General features: G+C 63.4%; 18 protein-coding genes. 7 read left to right on the forward strand and 11 right to left on the reverse strand.

What is annotated here, in order from left to right:
• Positions 1–8 precede the first annotated feature (8 nt).
• The gene (locus tag ASF04_RS01365) at positions 9–926 is read left to right on the forward strand and encodes a LysR family transcriptional regulator (protein WP_056137576.1); all 918 of its coding nucleotides are present in this window, start codon (positions 9–11) and stop codon (positions 924–926) included.
• Here the strand turns inward: ASF04_RS01365 and pcp are convergent.
• The 4 genes from pcp to ASF04_RS01385 all read right to left on the reverse strand — a co-directional run bounded on the left by pcp (position 916) and on the right by ASF04_RS01385 (position 5,722).
• Positions 916–1,566, reverse strand: a complete 651-nt coding sequence (gene pcp / locus ASF04_RS01370; RefSeq protein ID WP_152884596.1) for a pyroglutamyl-peptidase I — start codon at positions 1,564–1,566, stop codon at positions 916–918. The genes ASF04_RS01365 and pcp overlap by 11 nt on opposite strands.
• 72 nt (positions 1,567–1,638) lie before the next feature.
• Positions 1,639–2,595 (reverse strand): DUF979 domain-containing protein, encoded by a 957-nt coding sequence (locus ASF04_RS01375; protein ID WP_056137578.1) that lies wholly within the window; start codon positions 2,593–2,595, stop codon positions 1,639–1,641.
• Complete coding sequence (locus ASF04_RS01380) at positions 2,592–3,290, reverse strand: DUF969 domain-containing protein (protein ID WP_056137579.1); 699 nt, start codon at positions 3,288–3,290, stop codon at positions 2,592–2,594. The genes ASF04_RS01375 and ASF04_RS01380 overlap by 4 nt, the downstream gene beginning before the upstream one ends.
• Positions 3,291–3,358: 68 nt before the next feature.
• Positions 3,359–5,722 carry a TonB-dependent receptor gene (locus ASF04_RS01385; RefSeq protein ID WP_200931054.1) on the reverse strand — a complete coding sequence of 788 codons (2,364 nt, stop codon included), beginning with the start codon at positions 5,720–5,722 and terminating at the stop codon, positions 3,359–3,361.
• A gap of 507 nt (positions 5,723–6,229) precedes the next feature.
• Between ASF04_RS01385 and ASF04_RS01390 the strand changes: the two genes are divergently transcribed.
• The 4 genes from ASF04_RS01390 (at position 6,230) to ASF04_RS01405 (ending at position 10,910) form a co-directional block, all read left to right on the forward strand.
• Positions 6,230–7,225 (forward strand): BMP family protein, encoded by a 996-nt coding sequence (locus ASF04_RS01390; protein ID WP_026637225.1) that lies wholly within the window; start codon positions 6,230–6,232, stop codon positions 7,223–7,225.
• A gap of 88 nt (positions 7,226–7,313) precedes the next feature.
• Complete coding sequence (locus tag ASF04_RS01395) at positions 7,314–8,843, forward strand: ABC transporter ATP-binding protein (RefSeq protein ID WP_056137580.1); 1,530 nt, start codon at positions 7,314–7,316, stop codon at positions 8,841–8,843.
• The gene (locus tag ASF04_RS01400) at positions 8,840–9,922 is read left to right on the forward strand and encodes an ABC transporter permease (RefSeq protein WP_056137581.1); all 1,083 of its coding nucleotides are present in this window, start codon (positions 8,840–8,842) and stop codon (positions 9,920–9,922) included. Before ASF04_RS01395 ends, ASF04_RS01400 begins: the two co-directional genes overlap by 4 nt.
• 16 nt (positions 9,923–9,938) lie before the next feature.
• A complete protein-coding gene (locus ASF04_RS01405) occupies positions 9,939–10,910 on the forward strand; it encodes an ABC transporter permease (protein WP_056137582.1) in 972 nt (323 codons plus the stop codon).
• A gap of 29 nt (positions 10,911–10,939) precedes the next feature.
• On the opposite strand, the gene ASF04_RS01410 is transcribed toward ASF04_RS01405, so the two are convergent.
• Positions 10,940–11,335 (reverse strand): cytochrome c family protein, encoded by a 396-nt coding sequence (locus ASF04_RS01410; RefSeq protein WP_082488475.1) that lies wholly within the window; start codon positions 11,333–11,335, stop codon positions 10,940–10,942.
• A gap of 211 nt (positions 11,336–11,546) precedes the next feature.
• On the opposite strand from ASF04_RS01410, the gene ASF04_RS28550 reads away from it, so the two are divergent.
• Positions 11,547–13,208: a methyl-accepting chemotaxis protein gene (locus tag ASF04_RS28550; RefSeq protein WP_056137583.1), complete on the forward strand. Its 1,662-nt coding sequence runs from the start codon at positions 11,547–11,549 to the stop codon at positions 13,206–13,208.
• Positions 13,209–13,223: 15 nt separating this feature from the next.
• Here the strand turns inward: ASF04_RS28550 and ASF04_RS01420 are convergent, their stop codons facing one another.
• Together ASF04_RS01420 and ASF04_RS01425 are read right to left on the reverse strand one after the other, a co-directional pair.
• Positions 13,224–15,191 (reverse strand): methyl-accepting chemotaxis protein, encoded by a 1,968-nt coding sequence (locus tag ASF04_RS01420; protein WP_056137584.1) that lies wholly within the window; start codon positions 15,189–15,191, stop codon positions 13,224–13,226.
• A gap of 21 nt (positions 15,192–15,212) precedes the next feature.
• A complete protein-coding gene (locus ASF04_RS01425) occupies positions 15,213–16,013 on the reverse strand; it encodes a TorF family putative porin (RefSeq protein ID WP_229204878.1) in 801 nt (266 codons plus the stop codon).
• Between the two features lie 198 nt (positions 16,014–16,211).
• Between ASF04_RS01425 and ASF04_RS01430 the strand changes: the two genes are divergently transcribed.
• The gene (locus ASF04_RS01430) at positions 16,212–17,135 is read left to right on the forward strand and encodes an ABC transporter substrate-binding protein (protein ID WP_056137586.1); all 924 of its coding nucleotides are present in this window, start codon (positions 16,212–16,214) and stop codon (positions 17,133–17,135) included.
• Between the two features lie 60 nt (positions 17,136–17,195).
• Here the strand turns inward: ASF04_RS01430 and ASF04_RS01435 are convergent, their stop codons facing one another.
• The 4 genes from ASF04_RS01435 to ASF04_RS01450 all read right to left on the reverse strand — a co-directional run bounded on the left by ASF04_RS01435 (position 17,196) and on the right by ASF04_RS01450 (position 24,850).
• Positions 17,196–18,263, reverse strand: coding sequence for a S1/P1 nuclease (locus ASF04_RS01435; protein ID WP_229204879.1), 1,068 nt, complete (start codon positions 18,261–18,263; stop codon positions 17,196–17,198).
• An 8-nt stretch (positions 18,264–18,271) separates the two neighbouring features.
• On the reverse strand, positions 18,272–19,498 hold the full coding sequence (locus tag ASF04_RS01440; protein WP_056137588.1) for a phospholipase D-like domain-containing protein: 1,227 nt from the start codon (positions 19,496–19,498) through the stop codon (positions 18,272–18,274).
• A 9-nt stretch (positions 19,499–19,507) separates the two neighbouring features.
• Positions 19,508–21,244 (reverse strand): bifunctional UDP-sugar hydrolase/5'-nucleotidase, encoded by a 1,737-nt coding sequence (locus ASF04_RS01445; RefSeq protein ID WP_056137589.1) that lies wholly within the window; start codon positions 21,242–21,244, stop codon positions 19,508–19,510.
• Between the two features lie 159 nt (positions 21,245–21,403).
• The gene (locus tag ASF04_RS01450; protein WP_056137590.1) at positions 21,404–24,850 is read right to left on the reverse strand and encodes a TonB-dependent receptor; all 3,447 of its coding nucleotides are present in this window, start codon (positions 24,848–24,850) and stop codon (positions 21,404–21,406) included.
• Positions 24,851–25,403 lie beyond the last annotated feature (553 nt).

A 25,403-nucleotide genomic window follows, 5' to 3' on the forward strand; every position in this document is an offset into this window, starting at 1 on the left:
TAACGCCCATGTCCATCGACCTGAAACAACTGAAGTACTTCCTCGCCGTCGCAGAAGAAAAGAGTTTCAGCCGGGCGGCCGAGCGGCTGCACATATCGCAGCCGCCGCTCAGCCAGCAGATCATGAAGCTCGAGAGCGAACTCGGTGTGAAGCTGTTCGCCCGCACCACGCGCACGTTCGAGCTTACCGTGGCCGGCAAGGCGCTCATGAGCGAAGCCTCAGACCTGCTGGGCCGCATGCGCATGACCATCGACACCATCCGCCAGATCGACCGCGGCGAAGTCGGCCGCCTGCGCGTGGGCATCGTCGGTTCGGCCATGTGGGGACCGATCCCCAGCCTGCTCGAAGAATTCCAGACCAAGTTCCCGCGCGTGACCTGGACCATCCACGAACTGGGCCCCACCCTGCAATACGAGGCGCTGCGCGCCAAGCAGGTGGACGTGGGATTCTGGCGCGAGCCGCGCATCGACGAAGATCTGCTGCGCCAGGATCACCTGCGCCAGGAGCTGTGCTTCAAGGAGGATGTGTGCGTGGCGATCAACGAGCACCACCCGCTGGCCAAGGCCGACGCCATCGAGTTGATCGACATCGCCAACGAACCGATGCTCACGCTGGCGCTCGACAAGTCGTCGTTCCCGCGCTATTTGATCCAGTGCTGCGTGGATGCCGGCTTCCAGCCGACGATTTTCCAGGAAGCGACCGAGCCGCAAACCCTGCTGGCGATGGTGGGCGCGGGCCTGGGCGTCACGCTGCTGCCCGAAACCACCAGCCGCATCGGCTGGCCCGGCGTGGTGTTCGTGCCGATCCGCACCAACCCGCCCTCGGCCAATCTTTACATTACCTACACCGCGCTGGACGACGCGCCCGTGGTGCGCGCCTTTCTCAACATTCTCAATCCACCGGCCCGCACCGACATCAGTGAGTGACGCCGCCCGACTCGCGCACATCGACCGTGTGGGCGAGCGTGGTGCGGATCGCGATACGCAAGCCTTCCACCATGTCGTCGAGCCGCATGCTGGCAGTGCCCGGATGGGCGGCGGCCTGCTGCGGCAGGTACGGAATATGGATAAAGCCGGCGCGCATGGTGGTACCCCAGTCGCGCGCCTGGTGCATCAGACCATAGAACACGTGATTGCACACAAAGGTGCCGGCAGTTTGCGACACCGATGCCGGCAGCCCCGCCTCGCGCAGCGCGTGGACGATGGCCTTGATCGGCAAGGTGGAGAAGTAAGCGGCCGGCGCGCCATACACCACCGGCTGATCGACGATCTGGCGCTGCACGTTATCGGCAATCGGGGCGTCGTCGATATTGATGGCGATGCGTTCGACCGACAGATCGACGCGGCCGCCCGCCTGGCCCACGGCGATCACCATGCATGGCTGCAGTTCTTCCACCGCGTGGTGCAGCACCTTGTTGGCCTGGCCGAATACGCACGGCAGTTGACGGGCGTGGACGATGAAGTCGCCCTCGCTCCAGCCCTGCAGGGCACGCACGGCTTCCCACGAAGGGTTGATGGTCTCCTGGTTGAACGGCTCGAAGCCCGTCAACAGGATGATTTTTCGCATTGGCATATTGGTTACCTCCTACCTCCTACCAGGACGCTACTCTACTCCAATTGTCGTTGCCCGGCATGACCGTTACAAATTCATCAAAAAATACAGCAGCGCGATATTGGCCAGTAATACCGGCACTGCGGTGGCCACCTGCGCCTTGATCACGGCGTTCTTGTCGGGCAGTTCGAGCAGCGCGGCCGGCACGATATTGAAGTTGGCCGCCATCGGCGTCATGAGCGTGCCGCAGTAGGCGCTAAACATGCCGATCGCCGCCATCACCGCCGGATTGGCGTCGAACACACCGACCAGCACCGGCACCCCGACGCCGCCCGCGATCACCGGGAAGGCCGCGAAGCCGTTCCCCATGATGATGGTAAACAGCGCCATGCCCAGGCAGTACACGGCCACCGCCACCAGCTTCATGTCCATGTCGATGTACGACGTGACCACGTGCGCCACCGCCTTGCCCATGCCTGCTTCAGAAAACAGCAGGCCCAGTACCGCCAGCATGTGCGGCAGCACCACCGCCCAGCCCAGGTGGTCGACCAGCCGCCGCGATTCGCGCAGCGCCTGCACCGGCGTGGCGCGGGTGAGCGCGCAGGCAATGGCGACGGCAATCAGCGAACCGCAACCGAGGCTCGCCAGGGTCAGATTCTTCTGGTCGAGCAGGAACCGGCCGTCGAATTGCACATCTTTTAATAGCGTGGAACCGATCATGGTCACCACAGGGATGGCCAGCGCGGGCAGCAGCAGCTTGTGACCGAGCCGCGCGGCGCTGCCTTGCCGCTCCTGCGGCGTGCGTTCGCCGTGGCGGCCCAGCGCCACGCCGCCGAAGCCGGCGATCAGCGCCATCACCACCATCAGCGCGCCGGCAGCCATGGGTGGCAGTGCTTCGCCGGCCAGGTACACCACCGCGTACAGGCCCCAGAACAGCGCACTCGAATATCGCTTCGGATGGTGGCGGTCGCGCAGCGTCATCACGGCAATCGCCAGCAGCATCGCGCCCAGCACATAATAAAAATAGTCGAGGCGGATGATCATGGCGCCATCCGTTTCATGGTGCGCGCAATCTGGGCGTCGAACCGGTGCAGCCGCCACGCGTGAATGATGAAGGCGGTAACCGCCGTCGGAATGCCCCACAGCGCGATGTGCAGCGGATCGACGTTCAGTCCTTCGCCGAGCAGGATAGTCTGCATCAGCACGATGGCGCCGAAGGCGACAAACACGTCTTCGCCAAAGAACAGGCCGACGTTGTCGGTGGCGGCGGACATGGCGCGGATGCGGTGGCGCACAGTGTCGGGCAGCTTTGGGTAGCGTACCTCGGCCGCGCCTTCGGCCATCGGCGCGATCAGCGGGCGCACCATGTTCGGGTGGCCGCCGATGCTGGTCAGCCCGAAGGCGGCGCTCACCTCGCGGATGGCGAGATAGACGATCAGCAGGCGGCCGGTGGTAGCCGACTTGATGCGGGCGATCGACGCCTGCGCATGCTCCTTCAGGCCGTAGCGCTCGAGCAGGCCGATGGCGGCCAGCGGCAGCAGCAGGATCAATGGCAGGTTGCGGGTCTTGATGAACGCCGCGCCCAGGGTGGCCAGCAGCGTGGGCACGTCCATGGCGGCGGCAAAGCCGGTCACGAAACAGGCGGCGACCACCACCAGCACGGGATGGGCGCGCAGGGCAAAGCCCACGATGATCACGGCCACGCCCAAGAGCGGCCACAGATTGACGGTATGGTTCAACAAAATGCCTCCCAAAGTAAAAAGCCCCGCGCACTTTGCAGTGCGCGGGGCTTTGAATTTACAGCAAATTAGAAATTGACCTTGAAGGTACCGCCCCAGGTGCGCGGTTCGTTCAGGATGCCGGTCAGGTTGTCGAAGTCGATCGCGCCGAGGATCACCTGGCGGTCGGTGATGTTACGGCCGAACGCTGCCACTTCGTACTTGCCATTGCCCCACTTGTAGGCCGCGCGCACGCCGCCTTCGGTCAGCTTCTTGGCCGTGTACTCAGGTGCTTCGTACAGGAAGAAGTTGTAGCTGGTGCGGTAGGCCCAGTCGGTCATGGCGTAGAACTCGCCGTTGCCGATCTCGGTGCTGTACTTGAGCGTGAAGTTCAGCTGGTGCTTGGGCGCGCGCGGCAGCGGGTTGCCGTCGATGTAGGAAGTGCCAACGAACGGCCCCTGCCTGTTGGTGGGCGTGCAGCCGCTGGCAGCGTTGTTGCCCACGTTGCCGCAGTATTGAACGAACAGGTTCTTGTCCTTGATCTCGGTGTCGTTGTAGCTGTAACCGAACGTCGTGCTGAACTCGTCGCTGAGGTTGGCCTGGAAGTCCAGCTCCACGCCCTGGCCGGTGACCTTGTCGGCGTTGATCAGCTGGTTCATATTGACCGCGCCGCTGCCGGCGGTCAGCTGCTTGTCCTTCATGCGGTACTGGAACACGGAAGCGCTCAGGCGCGCGCGCCGGTCAAACAGGTCCTGCTTGACGCCCGCTTCGTACGACAATGCGCGTTCCGCATCGGCCGACGACGGCTTATCGCCCAAGCCGTTAAGGCGGCCCTGGATCGACGGCGCGCGGTAACCGGTAGCGACACGTGCAAACAGGTTGGTGGTCTTGCTCAACTCATAGGTACCGCTCAGGTCCCAGCTCACGTTGTGCGAATCCTTGTTCACTGGCAGCGGGCCCGAGGAAGCCGGCGGCTCCACGCGCATCGCCGTAAAGTCCTTCTTGTCGCTGGTGTAGCGCAGGCCGCCGCGCAATTTCAGCTTGTCCGACACGGTATAGTTGAGCGAGCCAAACGCTGCCCACGACTTGTTCTTCTGGTTCTGCACGGCGTATTGCGGATTTTGTGGATTGCCGGGCGCGAAGGTGTTGAAATTGATACTGTCGATCTGGATGCTCTCGTCGAAGTAGTACAAGCCGCCGATCCATTGCAGCGGGCCGCGGTAATTGGACTCGGCGCGGAACTCCTGCGAGAACTGGCGGTGGTTCGGCAGCACGTCGGCCGTCTCCACCGGGAAGGGAATCACGCCCGGGCCGCTGGGCAACGCCGCTTGTGCCGGACCGCAGAACAGCGTGCAACCATAACCGCCATCGACGTCGGCGCGGCTGTAGAACTCGAGTTTTTCGTAGCCGGTGATCGAGTGCAGCGTGATGTCGCCGGTGGTGTACTTCAGGCGCATGCTGCCGCCCTTGGTTTCCAGGTCCTGCTGGTTGATGCCGTCGCTGGCGTACGAGCCGTAGTCGAAGCCGTCCACCAGGTCGTTGGTGCCCTTCTTGATGATATTGGCGCGGAACAGCGCGGCGTTGCCGTGGTAGTTGCGGGCATGGACGTTGAACAGGGCCGAGAAGTCCTTGTTCGGCTGCACCAGCGCCTGCAGGCGGAACGCCTGGTCGCCATAGCCTTCGAAGTCCTGGGTACCCTTGCCGGCGGTGGGGTTGGTGTTGTGTACGCGGTTGTCGCGGTGCTGGCTGGTGCCCGAGAAGCGCAGCGCCACGGTGTCGCTGACCGGCATGTTGAACACGCCTTCGGCCGTCTTGGCCGAAAAGCTGCCGATGCCCAGCTGCAGATAGCCTTCGGTCTTGAAGACCGGCTTGGCCGAGTCGAACTTGATCACGCCGGCCGGGGAGTTACGGCCGAACAGCGTGCCCTGCGGGCCGCGCAGCACTTCCACCTGGTCCACGTCGAACACCGGGAAGCCCTTGAGCATGGCGTTTTCCATCACGATGTCGTCCATCACCAGACCCACCGGCTGCGACGCGTTCAGGTCGAAGTCGGTGTTGCCGAGACCACGGATGTAAAAGCGCGGGAAAGTGCGGCCGTAGTCCGATTCGATGCTGACCGACGGCGTGCGGCCGGACAGGAAGCGGATGTCGGCGGCGCCGGAGGTGAGCACATCGAGCTTGTCGCCCTTGACGGTGGCGATCGACATCGGCACGTCGCGGATGTTCTCGGCGCGGCGCTGGGCGGTGACGATCACGGTCTCGAGCTGGTTGCGGCCGGCCGGGGCAGCGGTGCCGGCAGCGCTGGCGTCCTGTTCCGCCCCCTGCTCTGCCACGGCTGCAGCGACTGCCGCCGCTTCGGCGGCCAGGGCCGACGACAGCGGGAAGGCGCTGGCCACGGCCAGGGCGATCAGCGATGGTACGGCGGACCGCAAGACGAAACGATGTGTGCTCATGGATACTGCTCCCGGATATTGTTTATATGGTTATGTGGAAAACGCTGGATGCGATGCTAGCACGGGCAAAAAGCGCCGCAAACCGGGATTTTCCCCAGCTTGATTAATAGCTAATCGATATAAATAGCCAAGCAAAAACGAATTTGTCGTACATATCAAGACTGATGCATAGTTGTAGGCTGCTTAAAAAATAGTCGCGAGCGGCATGTTTGCTGCGTTGCAGAGTGAAAAAGCGGTGGCGGCAGAGAAATTGAAGAAGGCAAGCTGCGCAAGGCGCCGTGTGAAATCGGGCCGGTGTGCATGAAAACGCAACAGTGAAAAAATATTTTATTTGGTTTGCAACGTTGCTGCGGTGCGACACGTGCGAATGCTAGTGATGGTTTCACGCAGCGGCCCCTGAAATGGTCCGATTGCTTAAAAATCAGGCAGTCGATGCGAGAAAACGCGGCCAAAGTACATGTTTCGTCCAATAAAAATATACAATATCGTTCTTCCAGGAGCCTATTCATGAAACTTAAACAACTTAGTTTGACGGTTGCAGCCGTGTTGGTCGCTGCCAGCGCGTCCGCAGCGGCCCCAAAACTGGCCGTCGTGTATGACGCCGGCGGCAAGTTCGACAAATCGTTCAACCAGTCCGCATTCGAAGGCGCCTCGCGCTTCAAGCAGGAAACCGGTATCAATTTCATCGAGGTGCAAGCCTCCAGCGACACCCAGGCCGAGCAGGTGCTCCGTGGCCTGGCCCGCAAGAACCTGGACCTGATCGCTTCGATCGGCTTCGCCCAGCAGGCCGCCGTGCAGAAGGTCGCCAAGGAATTCCCGAAAGTGCGTTTCGTGCTGATCGACGGTGTGGCGCAAGGCGCCAACGTCAACTCGATCACGTTTAAAGAAGAAGAAGGTTCGTACCTGGTCGGTGTGGCCGGCGCCATGGCGTCGAAATCGAAAAAGCTCGGCTTCATCGGCGGCATCGACATTCCGCTGATCCGCACCTTCGCCTGCGGCTACACGCAAGGCGCCAAGGCGGTCAATCCGAAGATCGACGTGTTCTCCAACATGGTGGGCACCACTGCCGCCGCCTGGAACGATCCGGCCAAGGGCGGCGAACTGGCGCGCTCGCAGTTCGACCGTGGCGTGGACGTGGTATTCGCCGTGGCCGGTGGTTCGGGCATGGGCACGCTGCAAACGGCCAAGGAAAAAGGCAAGCTGGCGATCGGCGTCGATTCGAACCAGAACGCGCTGTATCCGGGCTCGATCCTGACGTCGATGGTCAAGCGCGTGGACAACGCCGTGTACGACTCGTTCACGCAAGTGAAGAACGGCACCTGGAAGGCCGGCGTCACCGCCAAGGGCCTGAAAGAAGGCGGAGTCGATTGGGCGCTGGACGCCAGCAACCGCAAGCTGATCACCCCCGAGATCGAAAAGCGCGTACTGGGCGCCCGCAAGGACATCATCGACGGCAAGGTCAAGGTGATCGACATCCGTTCGGGCGCGGCCTGCCCGGTCTGATCCCTGTTTGACTTCAGAGCGCGCCGCCGGGGAGCATCCCCGGCGGCGCGTTTGGTTTTTTTCTTATTATTCCGCACCGACTACGACTATGCAGCCAGCAGTAGAATTTCGCGGCATCTCCAAGCACTTTGGGGCTGTCAAGGCGAACACGGACGTCAGCTTCGCCATCGCCAAGGGTTCGATCCATGGCCTGGTGGGCGAGAACGGCGCCGGCAAATCGACCCTGATGAGCATCCTGTACGGATACTACCGCGCCGATGGCGGGGAGATCCTGCTCGATGGCCAGGCGCGCCACATCCGCACCAGCCAGGAGGCGATCGCGATGGGCATCGGCATGGTGCACCAGCACTTCATGCTAGTCGAGAACATGACCGTGCTCGATAACGTCATGCTGGGCAGCGAAGGCGGTTTCCAGCTCAAGCCCAAGCGCGCGGCGGTCGAAGCGAAGCTGCGCGAGATCTGCGCCCGCTACCGCCTCGACGTCGATCCGCTGGCCGTGATCCACGACCTGTCCGTCGGCGCGCAGCAGCGCGTGGAAATCCTCAAGCAGATCTACCGCAGTGCCAACATCCTGATCCTCGACGAGCCGACCGCCGTGCTCACGGCCCAGGAAACCGCGTCGCTGTTCGAAATCCTGCGCCTGTTCAAGGAACAGGGCAAGACCATCATCCTGATCACCCACAAGCTGCAGGAAATCCTCGACATCACCGACACCGTGACCGTAATGCGCGGCGGGCGCGTGATCGGCGCCGTGCCCACCGCCGGCACCACCAAGGAAGACCTGGCCAACATGATGGTGGGCCGCCAGATCATCAACAACCTGCCCCGCGCGCCCTACAATCCGGGCGCGCCGGTGCTGCACGTGCAAAACCTGCAATTGCAGGACGGCCAGGGCGTCAAGCTGCTGGCCGATATCGGCTTTACGCTGCGCGCCGGCGAGATCGTCGCCATTGCCGGCGTGTCCGGCAACGGCCAGAGCGAGTTGATGGAGATTTTGTCCGGCATGCGCCTGCCGTCGTCGGGCCAGGTGGACTTCCAGGGCAAGGCGCTGCCGTTTGCCGGCCGCTCCGACGCCGACGGCCTGCCGCGCACCATCCGCGACCTGGGCATCGCTCATATTCCGGAAGACCGCCTGCGCGACGGCGTGGTGAAAAACTTCTCGGTCATGCACAACACCATCCTCGGTTACCAGGACAAGCTGAAAGGCCGCTGGGGCCTGTTCGACTTCAAGGCCATCGCAGCGCGCTGCGCGGCGCTGATGAAGGACTTCGATGTGCGCCCCAATAACCACGACCTGCGTATCGGCCTGCTCTCGGGCGGCAACCAGCAAAAAGTGGTGATCGCGCGCGAAGTGCTGGCGCAACCGACGCTGATGCTGGTGGGCCAGCCCACCCGTGGCGTCGATATCGGCACCATCGAGAGCATCCACCGCCAGTTGCTCGCGCTGCGCGACTCAGGCGTGGCCATCCTGCTGGTGTCGGTCGAACTGGAGGAAGTGCGGGCGCTGGCCGACCGTATTCTCGTCATGTGCGGCGGCCGCATTACCGGCGAACTGAAAATTGAAGAATTCGATACCACCCGCATTGGCTTGCTGATGGGCGGGATGCACAAATCATGAACAACCAAGACCTGCCACGCTGGGCGACAGCCTTTGTCATGCCCCTCCTGAACCTGCTGTCGGCCCTCCTGGTGACCGCGCTGGTGATCCACATGCTGGGCGAAAGCCCTACCGAGTCGCTGGCCATCCTGGTCAACAGCGCTGTCGTCAATCCGGAAGGCCTGAGCTACACGCTGTTCTATGCGTCCACCTTCATCTTTACCGGCCTGGCCGTGTCGATCGCCATGCAGGCGGGCCTGTTCAACATCGGCGCCGAAGGCCAGATGTACCTGGGCGGTCTCGGTCTCACGCTGGCCATGCTGGCCTTCGACAGCTCGCTGCCGGCATGGGCGCTGATCCCCGTCGGCGTGCTCGGTGCCGCGCTGTTCGGCGGCCTGTGGGCGTTCCTGCCCGGCTACCTGCAAGCGAAGCGCGGCAGCCACGTGGTGGTCACCACCATCATGTTCAACTTCATCGCCGCTTCCCTGATGAACTTCGTGATCGTCAAGTACATGATCCCGGACGGCGAGCAGAATCCCGCCAGCCGCCTGTTTACCGAAGCGGCCGAGCTGCCGCGCCTGAACCAGTGGTTCCCGATCCTGGGCGAAACCCCGCTCAACATCAGCTTCTTCCTGGCCATCCTCGCGCTGGCCGTATACGGCGTGATGACCACGCGGTCGTCGTGGGGCTTCAAGGTGCGCGCCACGGGCCTCAACAAACATGCGGCCCACTACGCGGGCATCCGCATCAGCAAGATGATCATCGTGGTCATGCTGATCTCGGGCGCGCTGGCCGGCCTGGGCGCCGTCAACTCGGTCATGGGGTCCACCCACTACCTGTCGCTCAACTTCGTCGGTGGCGCCGGCTTTATCGGCATCGCCATTGCGCTGATGGGCCGCCAGCACCCGGTGGGCATTTTCCTGTCGGCGGTGCTGTTCGGCGCACTGACCCAGGGCGGCTTCGACCTGTCGCTGGAAAAGCAGAACATCCCGCCCGAAACCGTGATCCTGATCCAGGGCCTGATCATCCTGTTCTGCGGCGCCATGGAAAACCTGTACGCGCCGGTCATCGCCAAGATGCTGAACCTGAAGAAGAAGTGACTACTGGACTGACAATATGACTTTTGACGACCTCCATCTTGGCAGCATCCTGGTATCGACCGTGCGCAATGCGCCGGTGCTGATTTTCGCCGGCATGGCCGGCCTGTTCGCCGAACGCTCGGGCGTGATCGACATCGGCCTGGAAGGCAAGATCCTCGCCAGCGCGTTCGTCTCGGCCGCCGTGGCGTACATCACGCAGAACCCGTGGAACGGCATCGCCGCCGGCATGCTGGTGTCCATCCTGCTGGCCACCCTGCAAGCCTACGTGGCCATCACCCAGAAGGGCAACCAGCTGGTCGCCGGCATTGCGATCAACATCGCCATGAGCGGGTTGACCTTTGTTGTCGCCCAGTACATCTTCCAGCAGGGCGGCCGCACGCCGGACATCGGCTCCGCGCGCCTGTTCGACGTGGTGCTGCCCGGGACCGCTGCGATTCGCGACGTGCCGTTTATCGGCTGGGTATATGCGCACCTGATCGGCGGCCATTCGGTGCTGGTGTACCTGGCGTTCGCGCTGGTGCCGCTGGTGCACTGGCTGCTGTACCACACCCGCTTCGGCCTGCGCCTGCGCGCCTGCGGCGAAAACCCGCATGCGGCCGACGCCGCCGGCGTCAACGTCGCCCGCCAGCGCTACACCACGATGATCGTGGCGGGCGTATTGTGCTCGTTCTCGGGCGCATACCTGTCGATCGTGCAGAGCGGCTTCTTCCTGCGCGACATGTCGGCCGGCGCCGGCTACCTGGCCCTGACGGCCATGGTGTTCGGTAACTGGCGGCCGCTGTACACGTTCCTCGGCTGCCTGATGTTCGGATTCTTCGCTGCCGTGCAAATCCAGATCGAAGGCGTGGACCTGCCGGTGGTCGGCCGCCTGCCAGGCTCGCTGATCCAGATGGTGCCGTACGTGGTGACGGTGATCGTGCTGGCCGGCTTGATGGCCAAGTCGGTGGCACCCAAGGCTTTGGGGACGCCGTTCGTCAAGTCGCGCTAACTGCCCACTGTACTTTGCGGCTTGCCCATTCAGCGCAAGCCGCGCATATAGGCCAGCAAATCGGCCACCTGCTGCTCGTCGCTGATGCCCCAGAAGCGCATGCTGGTGCCGGGCACCACGTCGTGCGGCGCGCGCAGGAAGGCGGCCAGGTTGGCTTCGGTCCAGACCAGGCCCGAGCGCTTCATCGCTTCCGAGTATTTGTAGCCCGCCGACGTGCCGGCCTTGCGGCCGACGATGGCGTTCAGCTGCGGGCCGTAGGCCGGTTGCGCGTACTTGCCCACCTGGTGGCACGACGCGCATTTGAGGAACGCGGCTTCACCGGCCTTCGGGTTGCCGATTCTGGCGGCAGCAGGAGCGGCGTGGACCACGGGCGCGAGCAGCGCTACAGCGGCGGCGCACAACAACAGGAACTGACGGTTTTTCATCTGAGACAAGGCTAAGCTGGCGTGACGCCGGTAGCAGCGAAGTTTACAGCAAACCACGTTCAATCTATCTTTTTGGAAAGGATGGATTTCCACACGGAAACCCTTGTACAATCCTGTCCATCTACCTGCATGTCCCAGCCCCGCCTTGCAGCATCCCAGTATTACTCCGGCCCCAAGCTCCGCCGCTGTCCACCTTCACCGGAGCAGCACCATGAAACTTACCAATATCAAGATCGGCCCGCGCCTGATCATCGCCTTCAGCTTCGTCCTCACCATGCTGCTGGCGGTCGCAGTCCTCAGCGTCACCCGCATGTCCGCCATCCAGCAGGCGATGGTCGAAATCACCAAGGGCAATAATATGGAAGCGAGCATGGCGTCGGCCATGCGCCTGGCCGTGGACGATCGCATGATCGCGCTGCGTAACATCGTGCTGTTGCAGGATGCGGCCGACATGCAGGCGCAGATCGAGCGTATCCGCCACCAGGCCGCCGACTACGCCAGCGCCGAGCAGAAACTGCGCCAGACCTTCCAGGTGTACGGCATCCTGCCCGAAGAAACGGCGCTGCTCGAAGACATCAAGACCCATGCTGCGGCAGCCCTGCCGCTGATGGAAAAGATCCAGGCGCTGGGCCTGTCGAACAACAACGCCGAAGCCACCCGGGTGCTGATGCACGAGCTGCGCACCGCGCAAAAAAAATGGCAGGACAGCCTGGCCGCACTGGTTGCCAGCGAAAATCGCCAGAACGAGGAAGCCACCGCGCAGGCCGACGCCACCTATGAACTGGCACGCAACCTCACCATTGGCATCAGCACCCTGGCCATCGTCGCCGGCCTGATCACCGCCTGGCTGATCACGCGCAGCATCACCACGCCGATCAACCGCGCCGTGGAGATCGCCCAGACCGTGGCCGCCGGCAACCTGACCAGCAACATCGTGGTGCAGGGTCGCGACGAGACCGCGATACTGCTGGGCGCTCTGAAAGAGATGAACGCCAGCCTGCAGCAGATCGTCGGCCAGGTCCGCGCCGGTACCGACACCATGACCACCGCTGCCGGGGAAATCGCCAGCGGCAACCTCGACCTGTCGTCACGCACCGAGCAGCAGGCCGGCTCGCTGGAAGAAACCGCATCGTCGATGGAAGAGCTGACGTCCACCGTCAAGCAAAACGACGACAATGCCCGGCAGGCCAACAGCCTGGCTACCAGCGCCTCTGAGCTGGCCGGCAAGGGCGGCGTCGTGATTGCCAGCGTGGTGCAGACGATGGAAGCGATCAACGATTCGTCGAAGAAGATCGTCGAGATCATCAGCGTGATCGACGGCATCGCGTTCCAGACCAATATCCTCGCGCTCAATGCGGCGGTGGAAGCGGCGCGCGCCGGTGAGCAGGGTCGCGGCTTCGCGGTCGTGGCAACCGAGGTGCGCAACCTGGCCCACCGGAGCGCGGCGGCGGCCAAGGAAATCAAGACCCTGATCGGCGACTCGGTCGCCAAGGTCGATGCCGGCGCGGCGCTGGTCGACGAAGCCGGCACCACCATGAGCGACGTGGTGGACAGCGTGCGCCGGGTGCGCGACATGATCGCCGAAATCGCCGCTGCCAGCCGCGAACAAAGCATGGGCATCGAGCAGGTCAACCACGCCATCATCGAGATGGACGGCGTGACCCAGCAGAACGCCGCGCTGGTCGAGCAGTCGGCGGCCGCCGCCGCGTCGATGCAGCAGCAGGCGGAGGAACTGGCCGACCTGGTGGGCAAGTTCGTGCTGCCCTCCTCTCCTGTCCCGGCGCAACTGGCGGCGCACCGCGCACCGCCAGCCGTCAGCGTGCTAGGCCGGGCTGGCGCGGCCAATCCAGGGCTGCGTATCGCGGCGGTGTGACCGTCCCGGCAGCGGTCACCGTATCCTGAGCAGGTGCGCGCCGGGTGCCGGCGCGGCGGCGCCGCGATCGAGCTTGAATACGCTCACGGCCTGCGCCAGGTTGGCGGCCTGCTCCTGCAGGCTCTCGGCGGCGGCGGCGGCCTGCTCCACCAGCGCAGCGTTCTGCTGCGTCACGCCGTCCATCTGCACCACCGCCTGGTTGACCTGGGCGATGCCTTCGCTCTGTTCGGCCGTGGCCACCGTGATTTCGCTCATGATCTCGGTAACGCGGCGCACGCTGGACACCACGTCGTCCATCGTGCTGCCCGCTTCGTCCACCAGCCGCGTGCCGGCGGCCACTTTGCCGACCGAATCGTCGATCAGTTCCTTGATCTCTTTGGCGGCCGCCGCGCTGCGCTGCGCCAGGTTGCGCACTTCGGACGCCACCACCGCGAAGCCGCGTCCCTGCTCGCCTGCGCGCGCCGCTTCCACGGCAGCATTGAGCGCCAGGATGTTGGTCTGGAAGGCGATGCCGTCGATCACGCTGATGATCTCCACGATCTTGTTCGACGACGCGTTGATCGAGGCCATGGTGGCCACCACCTGCGCCACCACCGCACCGCTCTTTTGCGCCACGCTCGAGGCCGAGCCGGCCAGCTCGTTGGCCTGGCGCGCGTTGTCGGCGTTCTCCTTGACCGTGGACGTCAGTTCCTCGATCGACGCGGCGGTTTCTTCCAGCGCGCTGGCCTGCTGCTCGGTGCGCGCCGACAGGTCGGTATTGCCATGTGAGATTTCGGCGCTGCCGCGTGCCACGTTCTCGGCGCTGGCACTGACCCGCAGCAGCACGTCGTGGATATTGCCCACGAACTGGTTGAAACCGGTACCGATCACCGCCAGTTCGTCGTTGCCGCGCACGTCGAGCTTGACGCTCAGATCGGCGTCGCCGCTCGACAGCGCCGTCATGCGCGCGCCCAGCGCCCGCAGCGGCGCGGTCAGGCGGAACACCACGCCAACCAGGATCAGCGCCGTGGCCACCGCGCACACCAGCGAAACGATCAGGGTGTAGAGCAGCAGCTCGCGCGCGGGCGCGGTCGCCACGCTTTTCGGGAACGTCAGCTGCACCGACCACGGCGCCGACTGGGCGTGGATGAACAGCGGCTGCAGCAGGTGCACCCAGCCTTGCTCGTCCACGTATTCGTAGGGCTGGCCCTGGCGCGCACGCTCGAGCGCTGCTGGCGGCAAGTCGTCGGCCTTCTTGCCCAGCTTTTCCGGTGCGGGATTGCTGGCGTACAGGCCACCGCTGGAGATCAGGCTCAGTTTCGCGCCTTCGATGGTCTTGAGTTCGGCAAGGATTTTCGCCAGCCGGGTGAGCATGAAGTCGGCGCTGGCCACGCCCTTGAACTGGCCGTCGATCATGATCGGCGCCACCAGCGATGCCATCAGCGTGGGCTTGCCGTCCACCGGATAGTTATACGGCTCGGTGAAAAACACCTTGCCGCTGCGCTTGGGGATGTCGTACCAGTCATTGGCGCCGGCAGCAGTGTCGAACACGATCGGCTCCACGTGCAGCGCGCCGCCGGCGCCGCGCGTCCAGTACGGCATGAAGCGCCCGGTGGCGTCGTACAGCGGCGCCTTGCCCGCGTACTCGGCATCCTTGCCGTCGAGGGCATTCGGTTCCCACGTGACTGCGGTACCGACGAGGTCTTCGGACCCGGTCAGCGTGGCTTTGACCAGCTCGTTGATCTGCTCGCGCGCCAGCGGCAGGTTGGCAGTGCGCGTGCCGCGCATGGCGCCGGCCAGGTTGACGATGGCCGCCAGGTTGGTGGCGATGCGCGCCTGCAGTACGCCCGACACCTCGCGGCTGGACGTGCGCGCCAGGTCCATCGCGGCCGCCTCCGCGCTGGCGCTGCTGCGGATGCCGGTGACGGTGGCGGTGATCGCCAGGCTGGCCACCACCAGCGCGGTGGCGGCGGCGCAGATCTTGCCGTTGAGGGAGAGGTTCATGGAAGGCCCGTGCAAAGAAAATCAAAAGGTGCGCAACAGCGCCACCACGAAAGTGCCCCTGGCCGGATCGGATGTCTCGATCACACCGCCGCCATTGGGCACACCCGTGGTGTAGCGGTCGTAGGCATCGGTCGCGCCATGGGCGCGGGTGTAGGCGGCCGACAGCGTCCAGCCGGGCACCAGCACCTTGGCCACACCCACGCGGTAGTCGCGCCAGTTCCACACGGCGTTGTTGGCCACCCGCCCTTGGCCCGCGTGCAGCTGCATGGTGTAGCCGTCGCCCAGGTCGAGGTTGGCGCCGAGGTCCAGGTAGCCGGTGCCGCGCGCGTTCTCGATGCCGAAGAATTCACGGCTGACGGTGTAGTTGTATTTGACGTAAGCCCAGCGGTACGTGAGCCCCAGCGCCACCTCGGTGTAGTCGTAGGTGGTGTCGGTGGCGGCGATATGCGCGCCCGGGTACTTGTACACGTACACGCCGGCGCTGTAGCCGGCGGCGCCATCGTTGCCGAGCTTTCCGGTATAGGTGCCGTACAGGTCCCACTCCACCGTGCCGTCTTCCACGTAGCGGTCGCTGATGGTGGACAGCCAGGTGCCGAAGGCGAAGCCGCCCGGTCCCGCGTAATCGACGCCGCCTTGCAGCGCGGGCTTGCCCCAGCCCTGGCGGAAACCGCGCGAGATGTATTGCGACGCGGCGGTGACGTTGGCACTCCAGGGCGAGGCTATGGTCTCCACCGCCTCCTGGCCGTGCGCTGGCGCGCACAGTGCCGCCGCAATCACCACGCCCATGGCCGGTATCGATCGGACAGCCGCATGCATTGTCATAGCACCTCCGCCTGCGCTCTCCTGCGAAGGCAGGAGTTCTGTCCCTAGCATAAGCAGTAGCCATGCTCGAAGTCAACACGCATAGCGCTGCGTGGGCCGATCCGTTGTAAAGACGACGAGGCGGTACGCGCCGGCAGCAAGTGCATTGGCAAGGGGCGCCGCCGCGTGGCACACTGCGGTTTTTTCCTGGCTCGCTCCATGCAGCACCCCGATCCTGAAGGCCGGCGCAATACCTGGAGGCTGCTGCTCGCTGCAGGCCTGCTGCTGTGCGGCGCCCCTGCCCGCGCCGTCGTGGCCGCACCGACAATATTGACGTATCCGCTCACCAGCGAAGGCGTGGACAGCCGCTACGACTACGAGTGGTCAGTGCTGCGCATGGCGCTGGAGAAGTCCGGCGCCCGCGCGGGCGAGTTCGATGTGCGGCGCTCGGCGGTAGCCATGTCGCCGCCGCGCGTGCTGCACGAAATGCGCGCGCAGCCGGGGAGGATCAATGTGTTCGTACGCGCCACGTCGGCCGAACTGGAACGGGAGTTTTTGCCGGTGCGCCTGCCCGTCGATCGCGGCCTGCTGGGCTATCGCCTGCTGCTGATACGCGCCTCAGATCAACCGCGCTATGCGCGCGTGCGCAGCGCGGCCGACCTGGCGTCCATGCGCGCTGGCCTGGGCCAGGGCTGGACCGACGTCGCCATCCTGCGTGCGGCCGGAATACCCGTGGTGGAAGGCAGCAGCTACACGGGATTGTTTTCCATGCTCGATGCCAACCGCTTCGATTTTTTCCTGCGCTCGATCGACGAGGCCTCGCGCGAGATCGATGAGCGCCATGACGACTATCCGCAGATGGCAGTCGAGCAAACGCTGCTCGTGCACTACCCGCTGCCGCGCTACTTTTTCCTGCGCCGCGACGCGCAAGGCCAGTTGCTGGCTGCGCGCATTGCGGCGGGGATGGAAACCATGATCCGCGACGGCTCGCTGGGCACCCTGTTCCAGCGCTACAAGGGCGACCTGATACGCAAGGCGCGCCTCGACCAGCGCCGCGTGATCCGCCTCGCCAATCCGCAACTGGGACCGGAGACGCCGCTGGCGCGGCACGAGTTGTGGTTCAATCCGCTGACGGGGAAATGAACGGGCACCCCGCCTGCGCGGCGTTTCGCCGGGGTGGGATGCCGGCGCAAACGCCGGCGCTTACGGCCAGATTGCTTTCAGCACCGCCGCCAGCTGGTAACCGCCCTGCGTGAGCTGCTGCCTGGCGATGGCCGAGCTGGGAACCGGGTAGTTGTCCGGCATCGCCAGCGCCCACACGTTATAACTCTCGCCCGTGCTTTTGCTGGTCTGCTTGGTCGCCGCACCCACCGTCACGTCGGCGTAGGCCACCTTGGAAATCGCCAGCGACTGGTCTGCCCATTGATACGGCCAGGTAGCCAGGTCGCCCTTGGCCGACACCACCGTCGGGTTGCCGGCGATGACCAGCTTGGCGAACTGCTCCGTCGTGCGTGCGCCGATGCGGCGGAACGCGTAGTTGACCACCGTGGTGTCCCAGTACGAATGGAACGGGCGCGTGGTCTGCGGTGCGCGGGCGGGTGCCCCCGCAGGCTTGATCTCGTCCACCGGCGCGGCCGGAATGAGCTTGTCGCTGGTGGCGGTGAGCTTGACGTCGTCGAGCAGCAGGTTGTTGCCGCCGCGCGCGTCGAACACTTCGCCGGCGTCCAGCTGCGCCTGGGCGGGCACCACGAACTTGCCGTCGCTGGAAACGAAACCGGCGCCCACGTGCAGCGGCTGGGCGATGTCGCCGGCCAGGTGGGTGAGGATCAGCAATGCCTGGCGCGGCGTGAAGTTGTGCGGGTTGGTCGTTGCATCGGCCTTGCCCTGCAGGACCGCGATGCACTGCTTGGCCGTCTGCACGATATCGTCTTCCGCCGTGCCCACGCCGTGGTCGTGGTAGCTCGGCAGCTGGAACGGCACGTCGGTGTAGTGGTATTCGCTGTGCTTGGGATTGGCCGCCACGTACGAGGTCATCTCGGCGCTTTGCGGACCGCAGTACGTGCCCTTCACGCAGTCGGCCCAGGTGGAGATTTTTTCCAGGCTCTCGCCCGGCAGCAGCAGCGCCTGCACGTGCTGCTGCGCATTGCTGCCCTTGAGCAGCTGGTCGGCGATCGCGCCCACCGCGCGGTGGCCGTCGTTGCCCCAGGCCTGTACGTTGAACGAGGCAAAGGCGCCGGACAGCGCCAGGATCAATGGGAGCTGCTTTTTCATAAATTGCTTCATTCTGCTTTACCCTTGACCGGTTTCGGATACTGCTTGTTGATGTTGAGCGGCTGCGCATACGGCGACGTCCAGATCTGCTCTTGCGTGGCGGCCAGGCGCTCGGCCATTTTCTCGTTGCGCATCACCACCTCGAAATTGCGCGACAGGTCCATGTAGCCACCGGCCCAGTTGCTGGTGCCCACCCAGGCGACCTGGTTGTCGATCACCATGGTCTTGCTGTGGATGACGCGCGCGAACGGAATGAAGCCACTCGACGACATCGGCAGGGTCACCACGCGGATCTCGACGTTGGGCAGTACCGCCAGGCTTTTCAGGTACGCCTGTGCCGGCATTTCCAGGTTCCAGTTCGAGACCATCAGCTTGACCTTCACGCCGCGGTTGGCGGCGGCACGGACGGCGTTGTCGATCACCGCGTAGTAAGGACGGGTGCCGTTGGGACCATAGCTGACCGGCGCGTAGTCGAGCAGCTGCACCCGCACTTCGGTCTTGGCTTCGGCCAGCAGCGCAGGCAGACCGCTTTCGGAGTCGCCGATACCACGGGTGTTGTACTGGTTGGGGCTGGCCAGCAGGTAGGCGTCCTGGCGGTAGTCGGCAGCCACCACTTTCTTGTTCACCTCGGGCACCTTGCCGCCCTTGGCCAGCAGGCCCTGGGCGCGCCAGTCCTGGTTGAACACGGCCAGCACCTCGCCGACGATTTTCGCATCGGTGATGCGCAGTCCCGTTTCGTGGATATGCTCGAACGCGCGCCAGTCGAAATTCTGGCTGCCGATAAAGGCCTCTTTACCATCGACCACCAGGTACTTGGCGTGGATGATGCCGTTGCCGGTCAGCTTGGAAAAATCGAGGATGCGCAGCTCCAGGTTCGGAATCGCTTTCAGGCGTTCCAGCGTGGCCGGCTCGGAGAGACCCACGCCCTTCTGGTCGATCAGGAAGCGGATCTTGACGCCGCGCTGGCCGGCGGCCGCCAGGCGTTCCACCACTTTCTCGAATGCGCTGCCAGGCTTGGTGACGGCGTAGAACTGGCCGATCACGATGTCCTTCTTGGCGTTGTCGAACATCTCGCTCCACACCGTGACCGGGTCGCGCAGGTCGGGATTGCGCAGCACTGTTTCGGCCGGCGAGGTTTGCACCAGCTCGAAGCCGGGGATGGAAAACTCGGCGCGCGCAGCGCCGGTGGCAGCCAGCAGCGCTGGCACGAGGACGGACAGTAAAATTCGACGCATGGATAACTCCTATTGCAGGCGCTGGTAGCGCTGTTGTGGCTGGGCGGCGCCGGCGGGTTTGCCGGCCTGTTCGCGCTTGACCAGGTAATCGTTGAGGGCATCGATATCGCGGATACCGGTATCGGTGCGGTTGCGGCCATTGGCAAACATCGGGAAGCCGTCGCCGCCTTCGGCCAGGAAGTTATTGACCATCACGCGGTACGACGCTTCGCGGTCGAGCGGTTTGCCATTCAGCCTGGCGCTGCCCGGCACCACCTTGCTGCCGTCGCCACGCCGCGCATCCCACTGGTAAGTAAAGCCCTCGGACACTTGCAGCAGGCCGCGAATGTCTTCGCGCCCGCCGCTCCACTGCTGTTCGAGCAGGTCGAGAATTTGCCAGCCCTTGAGGTTCATCACCACCAGCGTGTTCCCGAACGGCAGCACCATGCGGGTCTGGCCCACGCTGGCGCGGCCGTTGTCGGTATCGAGGTCCTGGCGCATGCCGCCGTTGTTCATGAAGCCGATCTGCACGCCGAACGGACGGCCCGCCTGCAGCACCGAATCGGCCACCAGGTCGCCGAGCGCGGATTCGCCGCTATCGGCGCGCTTGCGCACCACGCTGGGTACCGCCAGGCGCGCCACCGGCTGCGCCAGCAGCGCCGCGCTGCGCTCCCGCGCGGTCTCCAGGTATGCCGCCAGTTGCGGATCTTTCGGCCATTTGCCGGGCACCATCACCTCCTGGCGCGCGCGGATATCCTTGAGCGTATTGGTCTGCGTCTCGACGGTGAGCGCGATGCGGCCCAGCACGTGGCCGCCCATGTCCGACTGCGTGACGGTGCGGCCATCGACCTGGCACAGGTAGCCCTTATGCGAGTGGCCGCTGACCACCAGCCGCACGGCCGGATCGAGGCGCTTGACGATATCGACCACGGGGCCGGTGAGCTTGCTGCAATCGGGCTGGTCGAATTTTTCCACCGTGCTGCCGCCCTGGTGCACCAGCGCCACGAATACGCCCACGCCCTGCTGGCGCAGCTCGGGCAGTTGGCGGTTGATGGCGTCCGCTTCGTCGATGAATTCGAGGCCGGCGATGCCGGAGGCCAGCGCCGCCTCGGCGGTGCTTTTCAGGACGGTGCCGATGAAGGCGACCTTGACGCCATGGGCCGTCTCGATTTTATAAGCGGGCAGCACCGGCTTGCGGGTGGCGGTGTCGATCACGTTGGCGGCCAGGTACGAAAATTTGGCGCCGCCGAAGTCCGGTGCGTACTTGCAGGCCTTGTCGGCACGCGGCGACTTGCAGCCGCCCATCTGCTGGCGCAGCAATTCCACCCGGCCGGCGTCGAACTCGTGGTTGCCCACCGAGCTGGCGCGCAGTCCCAGCAAGTTCATGGCGCCGATGGTGGGCTCGTCGGCCCACATCGACGAAATGGCGGGACTGGCGCCCACCAGGTCGCCGGCACCGACCAGCAGCAGTTGCGGATCGTCGCGGCGCCATGCTTGCAAGGCAGCGCCGATGGTGTCGATGCCGCCCGCCTCGATGGTGCGCGGACCGCCGCCTTTGACGCTGTCCCACACGTACTTGCTGGGCTCGAGGTTGCCGTGGAAATCGTTGAGCGTGACCAGTTCGATCTGCACCAGGTTAGAAGTGGCAACGGAAGCAGAAACCGGAGCAGCGGACGGCGCCGGCAGGCGCGTCGAACAAGCTGACAGCGAGGCCGCCAGGCAGGCGGCCAGCACGATCGCGGCCACCGGACGAAGAGATAAGTTCATTGCAGTCCAGGCGTGTCGGAATCGATTATTGTACCGCGCAAAAGCAGGCCGGGAACAGCGTAAAAGCTCGCTGGAATAATACGTTACAAAGCATTGCGGGCATAAAAAACGGCCGGTGTCGCCACCGGCCGTTCCGTGTTTCAAGGACGTGTTACGAACTTAGAATTCGTACTTCACAGTCGCTTGAAGAGCCCACTGCGACTCGCCCTTGCCCTGGCGCGTTTCCAGGTTTTCGACACTGTCGCGCACCTGGTAACGGTAACGCCCCTGGGCGTCGAGACCGACGAAGTCGACGAAGCTGCGCGCTTGCGCGCCGCCGCTCTGGAAAGCTACCTCGTTGATGCGGCCCCATTTCTTGTTCAGCAGATTGCCGAAGTTGAAGATGTCGAACGTGAACACCGCTTTGTGGCCGCTGAAGAAGCTTGGAATCTCCTGGGCGATACGGACGTCGAAGCTGTTGGTCCACGGCGAGAAATCGGTGTTACGACCGATGACGCCACCAGCCGCCTGTTTCAGCGCCTTGTTGTTGTTCACAACGTTCCAGAACTTGGTTTCGTTGGCGTTGTTGGTCGGGGTATCGCCCACGAACACCACCTGGCCCGAACCTGGCGCCGACGGGATGTACATCAGGTCGTTACCAGCCACGCCATCGCCGTTCAAATCGTTGTTGATGGTCCAGCTGTACGGCTTGCCCGAACGGCCTTCGTAGAACAGACCGAACGTGGTCTTGTAGTTGTCGAAGAAACGTTTCTGGAAGTTCAGCACTGCGCTGATACGGTCTTTCACCAGGTAGCTCGAGTTGGCGGCAACTTCTTCATTCGGGTTGAATACCGAACGGCCGTTGTAGGTCGAGTTCGAGGTGGAAGACGTCAAAGGCGACACTTCTTTCGACTCCGTGTACGAATAGGCCAGCGACCAGCTGTAGCCGCCCGACATCGGACGCGACAACGAAGCGGTGGCGACGTTGCTGTAGCCCTTGGAGGTGCCGGTAGCGACCAGCACGTTGCCGAAGCTGCTGTTGCTGGCAGCCTTGCTGCGGTAGTTGGCGCAGTTGGTGCCGTTCACGACACCGCTGCTGACCGCGCCGCCGGTAGCATTCCAGCAGTTTTCCGACAGGGCGGCGCCGTTGTAGTACAACGGACGACCATCGGTACCGGTGGCCGTTGCTGCGCCCAGGTTGTAGTTCTGGTAGTAGATACCATCACGCACCTTGGTGCGCAGGAATTCGGCGCCGAAGACCATGCCATACCATGGCAGCTCGTGGTCCAGTGCGATGTTGGCTTTCCATACCGACGGCTGACGCAGACCTGGCGCCAGGGCGTCGATCGGCGGTACCGGGGTGGGGGTGGCCAGATTGCCTGGTGCAACACCAACTGCCGGGTTAAACGTTCCGCCACCCGGTGGGCACGGCGTGGTCGAAGTGCTGCAAGTAAGCGTGCGGGTTGCCACGCCGTTGTTCTGGAACGGGTTGGCCAGCCAGACGGTAGCTGCCGCGCCCTGGAACAGGCCGGCGCCGCCGCGTACTTGGGTACGACGCTCGGTGTCGAACTTGTAGTTGAAGCCGGCGCGCGGCTGCCACAGTTGCTGGCCGTCGAACGTGACCGTGTTGTCGATGCCGAAACCGCCCGTCTGGCGGCCGGTAACCAGGCCCACGCCAGGCGCGGTGATGCTGGCCACGGCGGCTTGCGCCACAGTTGCATTCAACGATGGACGCTCAGGCACGCCGGCCTTATCGTAGCGCACGCCGTAGCTGATGGTCAGGTTCGGGTTGACGGTCCACACGTCCTGCAGGAAGACGCCGGTGTTCTTCATGGTGAAGTTGGCGGCGGCGTTCCGCTCCAGGGTGTTACCTGGCGCTGCAGTCAGCAAGGTGTACGTGGTTGGACGACCGATGCGGAAGTTTTCCAGCACAGCTGCTTCGACCTGGGCCGCCGTGGCAGTACCGCAGTTGATCGCACCAAAGCTGTACTGCAGTGCGGCGCTGCTGTTCTGGCAGCTGAAGTTGTAGTTGCCGTAGGTATTTTGCAGGAACGCGTTGAAGATTTCGTTTTTCGCGTAGTCGGCGCCAAACTTGACTTCGTGGTCGCCCAGCGTCCAGTTGGCGCCGCCGTACAGGTCGAGCGTCTTGGTGCTCAGGTTGTTGAACTGGCGGCTAGAATCGGTACCGAAGTTCAGCGTGCGGCTGGCGGTGGTCAAGCCCGATGGAGCACCGGCCGGCAGTGCACCTGCAAACGTCAGCGAGATTGCTGGCAGGGTCGAATTATTCTCTGGAACGCTCTGGTAATCGCGTTGCGAAGCCTTGAACTCGGTCGAGAAGGTCGGGGTCCAGTCCGAGGTCAGTTGCGCGACCTTGGTTTCGATGTTTTTCTTTTGTGCATACCATGCCGAATTTAACGACAGGGAGTTGCTGGTGATGCTAGGGAAGATCGGTTCCGACTGCTCGGTTTTCGAGTAACGCACCATCAGACGGTGGTCGTCGTTGATGTTCCAGTCCAGCTTGAGCAGCTTGTCGGTGACGTCCAGTTTGGTGCCGCCTGGCACCTCGCTGCTGCCGGCATCAATGCCGTAACCCGTGGCAATCGCTTGCGCCTGGGCGATCGCGTTGGGGGTAATGGCCACATTGGTCAAGCTACTGCCGAGCGGGCCGAAGGCCGGCGCGCTGCGCGACGATTCCAGTTTTTCGTAGTTAGCGAAGAAGAACAGCTTGTCCTTGATGATCGGACCGCCGAGGGTTACGCCCTTGGTAGTGTCTTTCGATTTCGGCGGTGCATAGTAGCTGTCGGTGCTCGCGTTGTAACGGTCTCCCGACAGCTCGTCGTTGCGGAACACGTAGTACACGCTGCCCTTGACGGTGTTGGTACCGGACTTGGTGACAGCATTGATGTTGCCGCCGACATAGCCCTTCTGGGTGACATCGTAGTTGGCGACGTTGACCTGGACCGACTGGATCGCTTCGATCGAGATCGGCTGTTTCGAGGTCGGCGAACCGCTCGCTTCCAGGCCGAACGTGTCGTTCACGGCAACGCCGTCGATGGTCAGCGAGTTGTAGCGCGAGTTCTGGCCAGCCACGGACATTTCGCCGCGTTCCTTGTCGGTCTGCGATACGCGTGGGTCGCTGCGGGCATAGTCTTGCAGGTTGCGGTTGATCGAACCCTGGATCGCCAGTTCGGTCGCGCTGATGCTGGTGCCAGCGCCCATGTTCGACTTCGAGAATTTTTCGGAACGGGCGGCGGAGCCGGCCACGGTCACGACTTGCATTTGCGCGCCCAGGGAAGCGTCCACGGTGGCAGTTTCCGCCAGCTGGGTGAACACGTTCTCGCGCTTTTCTTCAACGCCATCCTTGGAGATGATAATCGTATACGGACCACCGGTACGCAGACCGCGCTGCAGGTAACGGCCTTCGGCATCGGTCACCACCTTGGTGCTGGTGCCGGACTCGGTGTGGACGATGGTCACGACTGCGCCTGCAGCAGGCTTGCCGTCACCGGACGAAATGCGACCGCCGATTGCCGACGTCGTGTTCTGTGCCATGGCCGGTATCGTCGCAAGCGCGATAGACAGGCTGAACGCGATTTGCGTCAGCTTGAGCCGTTTGTGATTGATCATTGTATAACCCCAAAAAAGACTAATAGTTATGTCGAAACCTGCGGGTGGCAGGGATCTCCCTCTTACGTTTGCTGCAACTGGTCAGACCGTCCAAGTCCACCCGGCACAAACGTGCAGCGGGTGAGTGTAGCGGTGAAATATGTCAGGGCTGTGACGGGGATAAGCTCCGGGCAAGGAAAAAAACTTGCCTTTTTGGATCATTTAATCGGACTATGCATTAACCAAAAATCGCTGACAAATACGTTTTACCTTAAAGATTCAGATCGAAAAACTATAAATGAGCTGAAAAAAACGCTGAAAATCTGGTTGTCGCGACCGCCCCGTCAAAAACAGGCGAAATTATAAGTCAGCGGTTCTCACGTGAAATCCATTCATTACCAAATAAGCATCAACCCCGCCCTGCTTCGCGGAATTGTGTAGCTTGTGGGCCACACTTGGTAAAAAAGATATATCCAGTGGAAGGAAATAAAGGTAGGAGTGACAACAGCATGTGGCTGCGGTGCGAGGAGAAATATTTATGACGAAGTGCGCGCGGGTGTGGACGTTGCGCCAC

The sequence above is a fragment of the Duganella sp. Leaf61 genome, from assembly GCF_001421905.1.
Lineage (GTDB): Bacteria > Pseudomonadota > Gammaproteobacteria > Burkholderiales > Burkholderiaceae_D > Rugamonas > Rugamonas zoogloeoides.

What these genes read in the sequence shown, in the direction of transcription:
- ASF04_RS01365 (WP_056137576.1), top strand. Translation starts at nt 9, where the DNA reads ATGTCCATCGACCTGAAACAACTGAAGTACTTCCTCGCCGTCGCAGAA.
- pcp (WP_152884596.1), bottom strand. Translation starts at nt 1,566, where the DNA reads ATGCGAAAAATCATCCTGTTGACGGGCTTCGAGCCGTTCAACCAGGAG.
- ASF04_RS01375 (WP_056137578.1), bottom strand. Translation starts at nt 2,595, where the DNA reads ATGATCATCCGCCTCGACTATTTTTATTATGTGCTGGGCGCGATGCTG.
- ASF04_RS01385 (WP_200931054.1), bottom strand. Translation starts at nt 5,722, where the DNA reads ATGAGCACACATCGTTTCGTCTTGCGGTCCGCCGTACCATCGCTGATC.
- ASF04_RS01390 (WP_026637225.1), top strand. Translation starts at nt 6,230, where the DNA reads ATGAAACTTAAACAACTTAGTTTGACGGTTGCAGCCGTGTTGGTCGCT.
- ASF04_RS01395 (WP_056137580.1), top strand. Translation starts at nt 7,314, where the DNA reads ATGCAGCCAGCAGTAGAATTTCGCGGCATCTCCAAGCACTTTGGGGCT.
- ASF04_RS01400 (WP_056137581.1), top strand. Translation starts at nt 8,840, where the DNA reads ATGAACAACCAAGACCTGCCACGCTGGGCGACAGCCTTTGTCATGCCC.
- ASF04_RS01405 (WP_056137582.1), top strand. Translation starts at nt 9,939, where the DNA reads ATGACTTTTGACGACCTCCATCTTGGCAGCATCCTGGTATCGACCGTG.
- ASF04_RS01410 (WP_082488475.1), bottom strand. Translation starts at nt 11,335, where the DNA reads ATGAAAAACCGTCAGTTCCTGTTGTTGTGCGCCGCCGCTGTAGCGCTG.
- ASF04_RS28550 (WP_056137583.1), top strand. Translation starts at nt 11,547, where the DNA reads ATGAAACTTACCAATATCAAGATCGGCCCGCGCCTGATCATCGCCTTC.
- ASF04_RS01420 (WP_056137584.1), bottom strand. Translation starts at nt 15,191, where the DNA reads ATGAACCTCTCCCTCAACGGCAAGATCTGCGCCGCCGCCACCGCGCTG.
- ASF04_RS01425 (WP_229204878.1), bottom strand. Translation starts at nt 16,013, where the DNA reads ATGACAATGCATGCGGCTGTCCGATCGATACCGGCCATGGGCGTGGTG.
- ASF04_RS01430 (WP_056137586.1), top strand. Translation starts at nt 16,212, where the DNA reads ATGCAGCACCCCGATCCTGAAGGCCGGCGCAATACCTGGAGGCTGCTG.
- ASF04_RS01435 (WP_229204879.1), bottom strand. Translation starts at nt 18,263, where the DNA reads ATGAAAAAGCAGCTCCCATTGATCCTGGCGCTGTCCGGCGCCTTTGCC.
- ASF04_RS01440 (WP_056137588.1), bottom strand. Translation starts at nt 19,498, where the DNA reads ATGCGTCGAATTTTACTGTCCGTCCTCGTGCCAGCGCTGCTGGCTGCC.
- ASF04_RS01445 (WP_056137589.1), bottom strand. Translation starts at nt 21,244, where the DNA reads ATGAACTTATCTCTTCGTCCGGTGGCCGCGATCGTGCTGGCCGCCTGC.
- ASF04_RS01450 (WP_056137590.1), bottom strand. Translation starts at nt 24,850, where the DNA reads ATGATCAATCACAAACGGCTCAAGCTGACGCAAATCGCGTTCAGCCTG.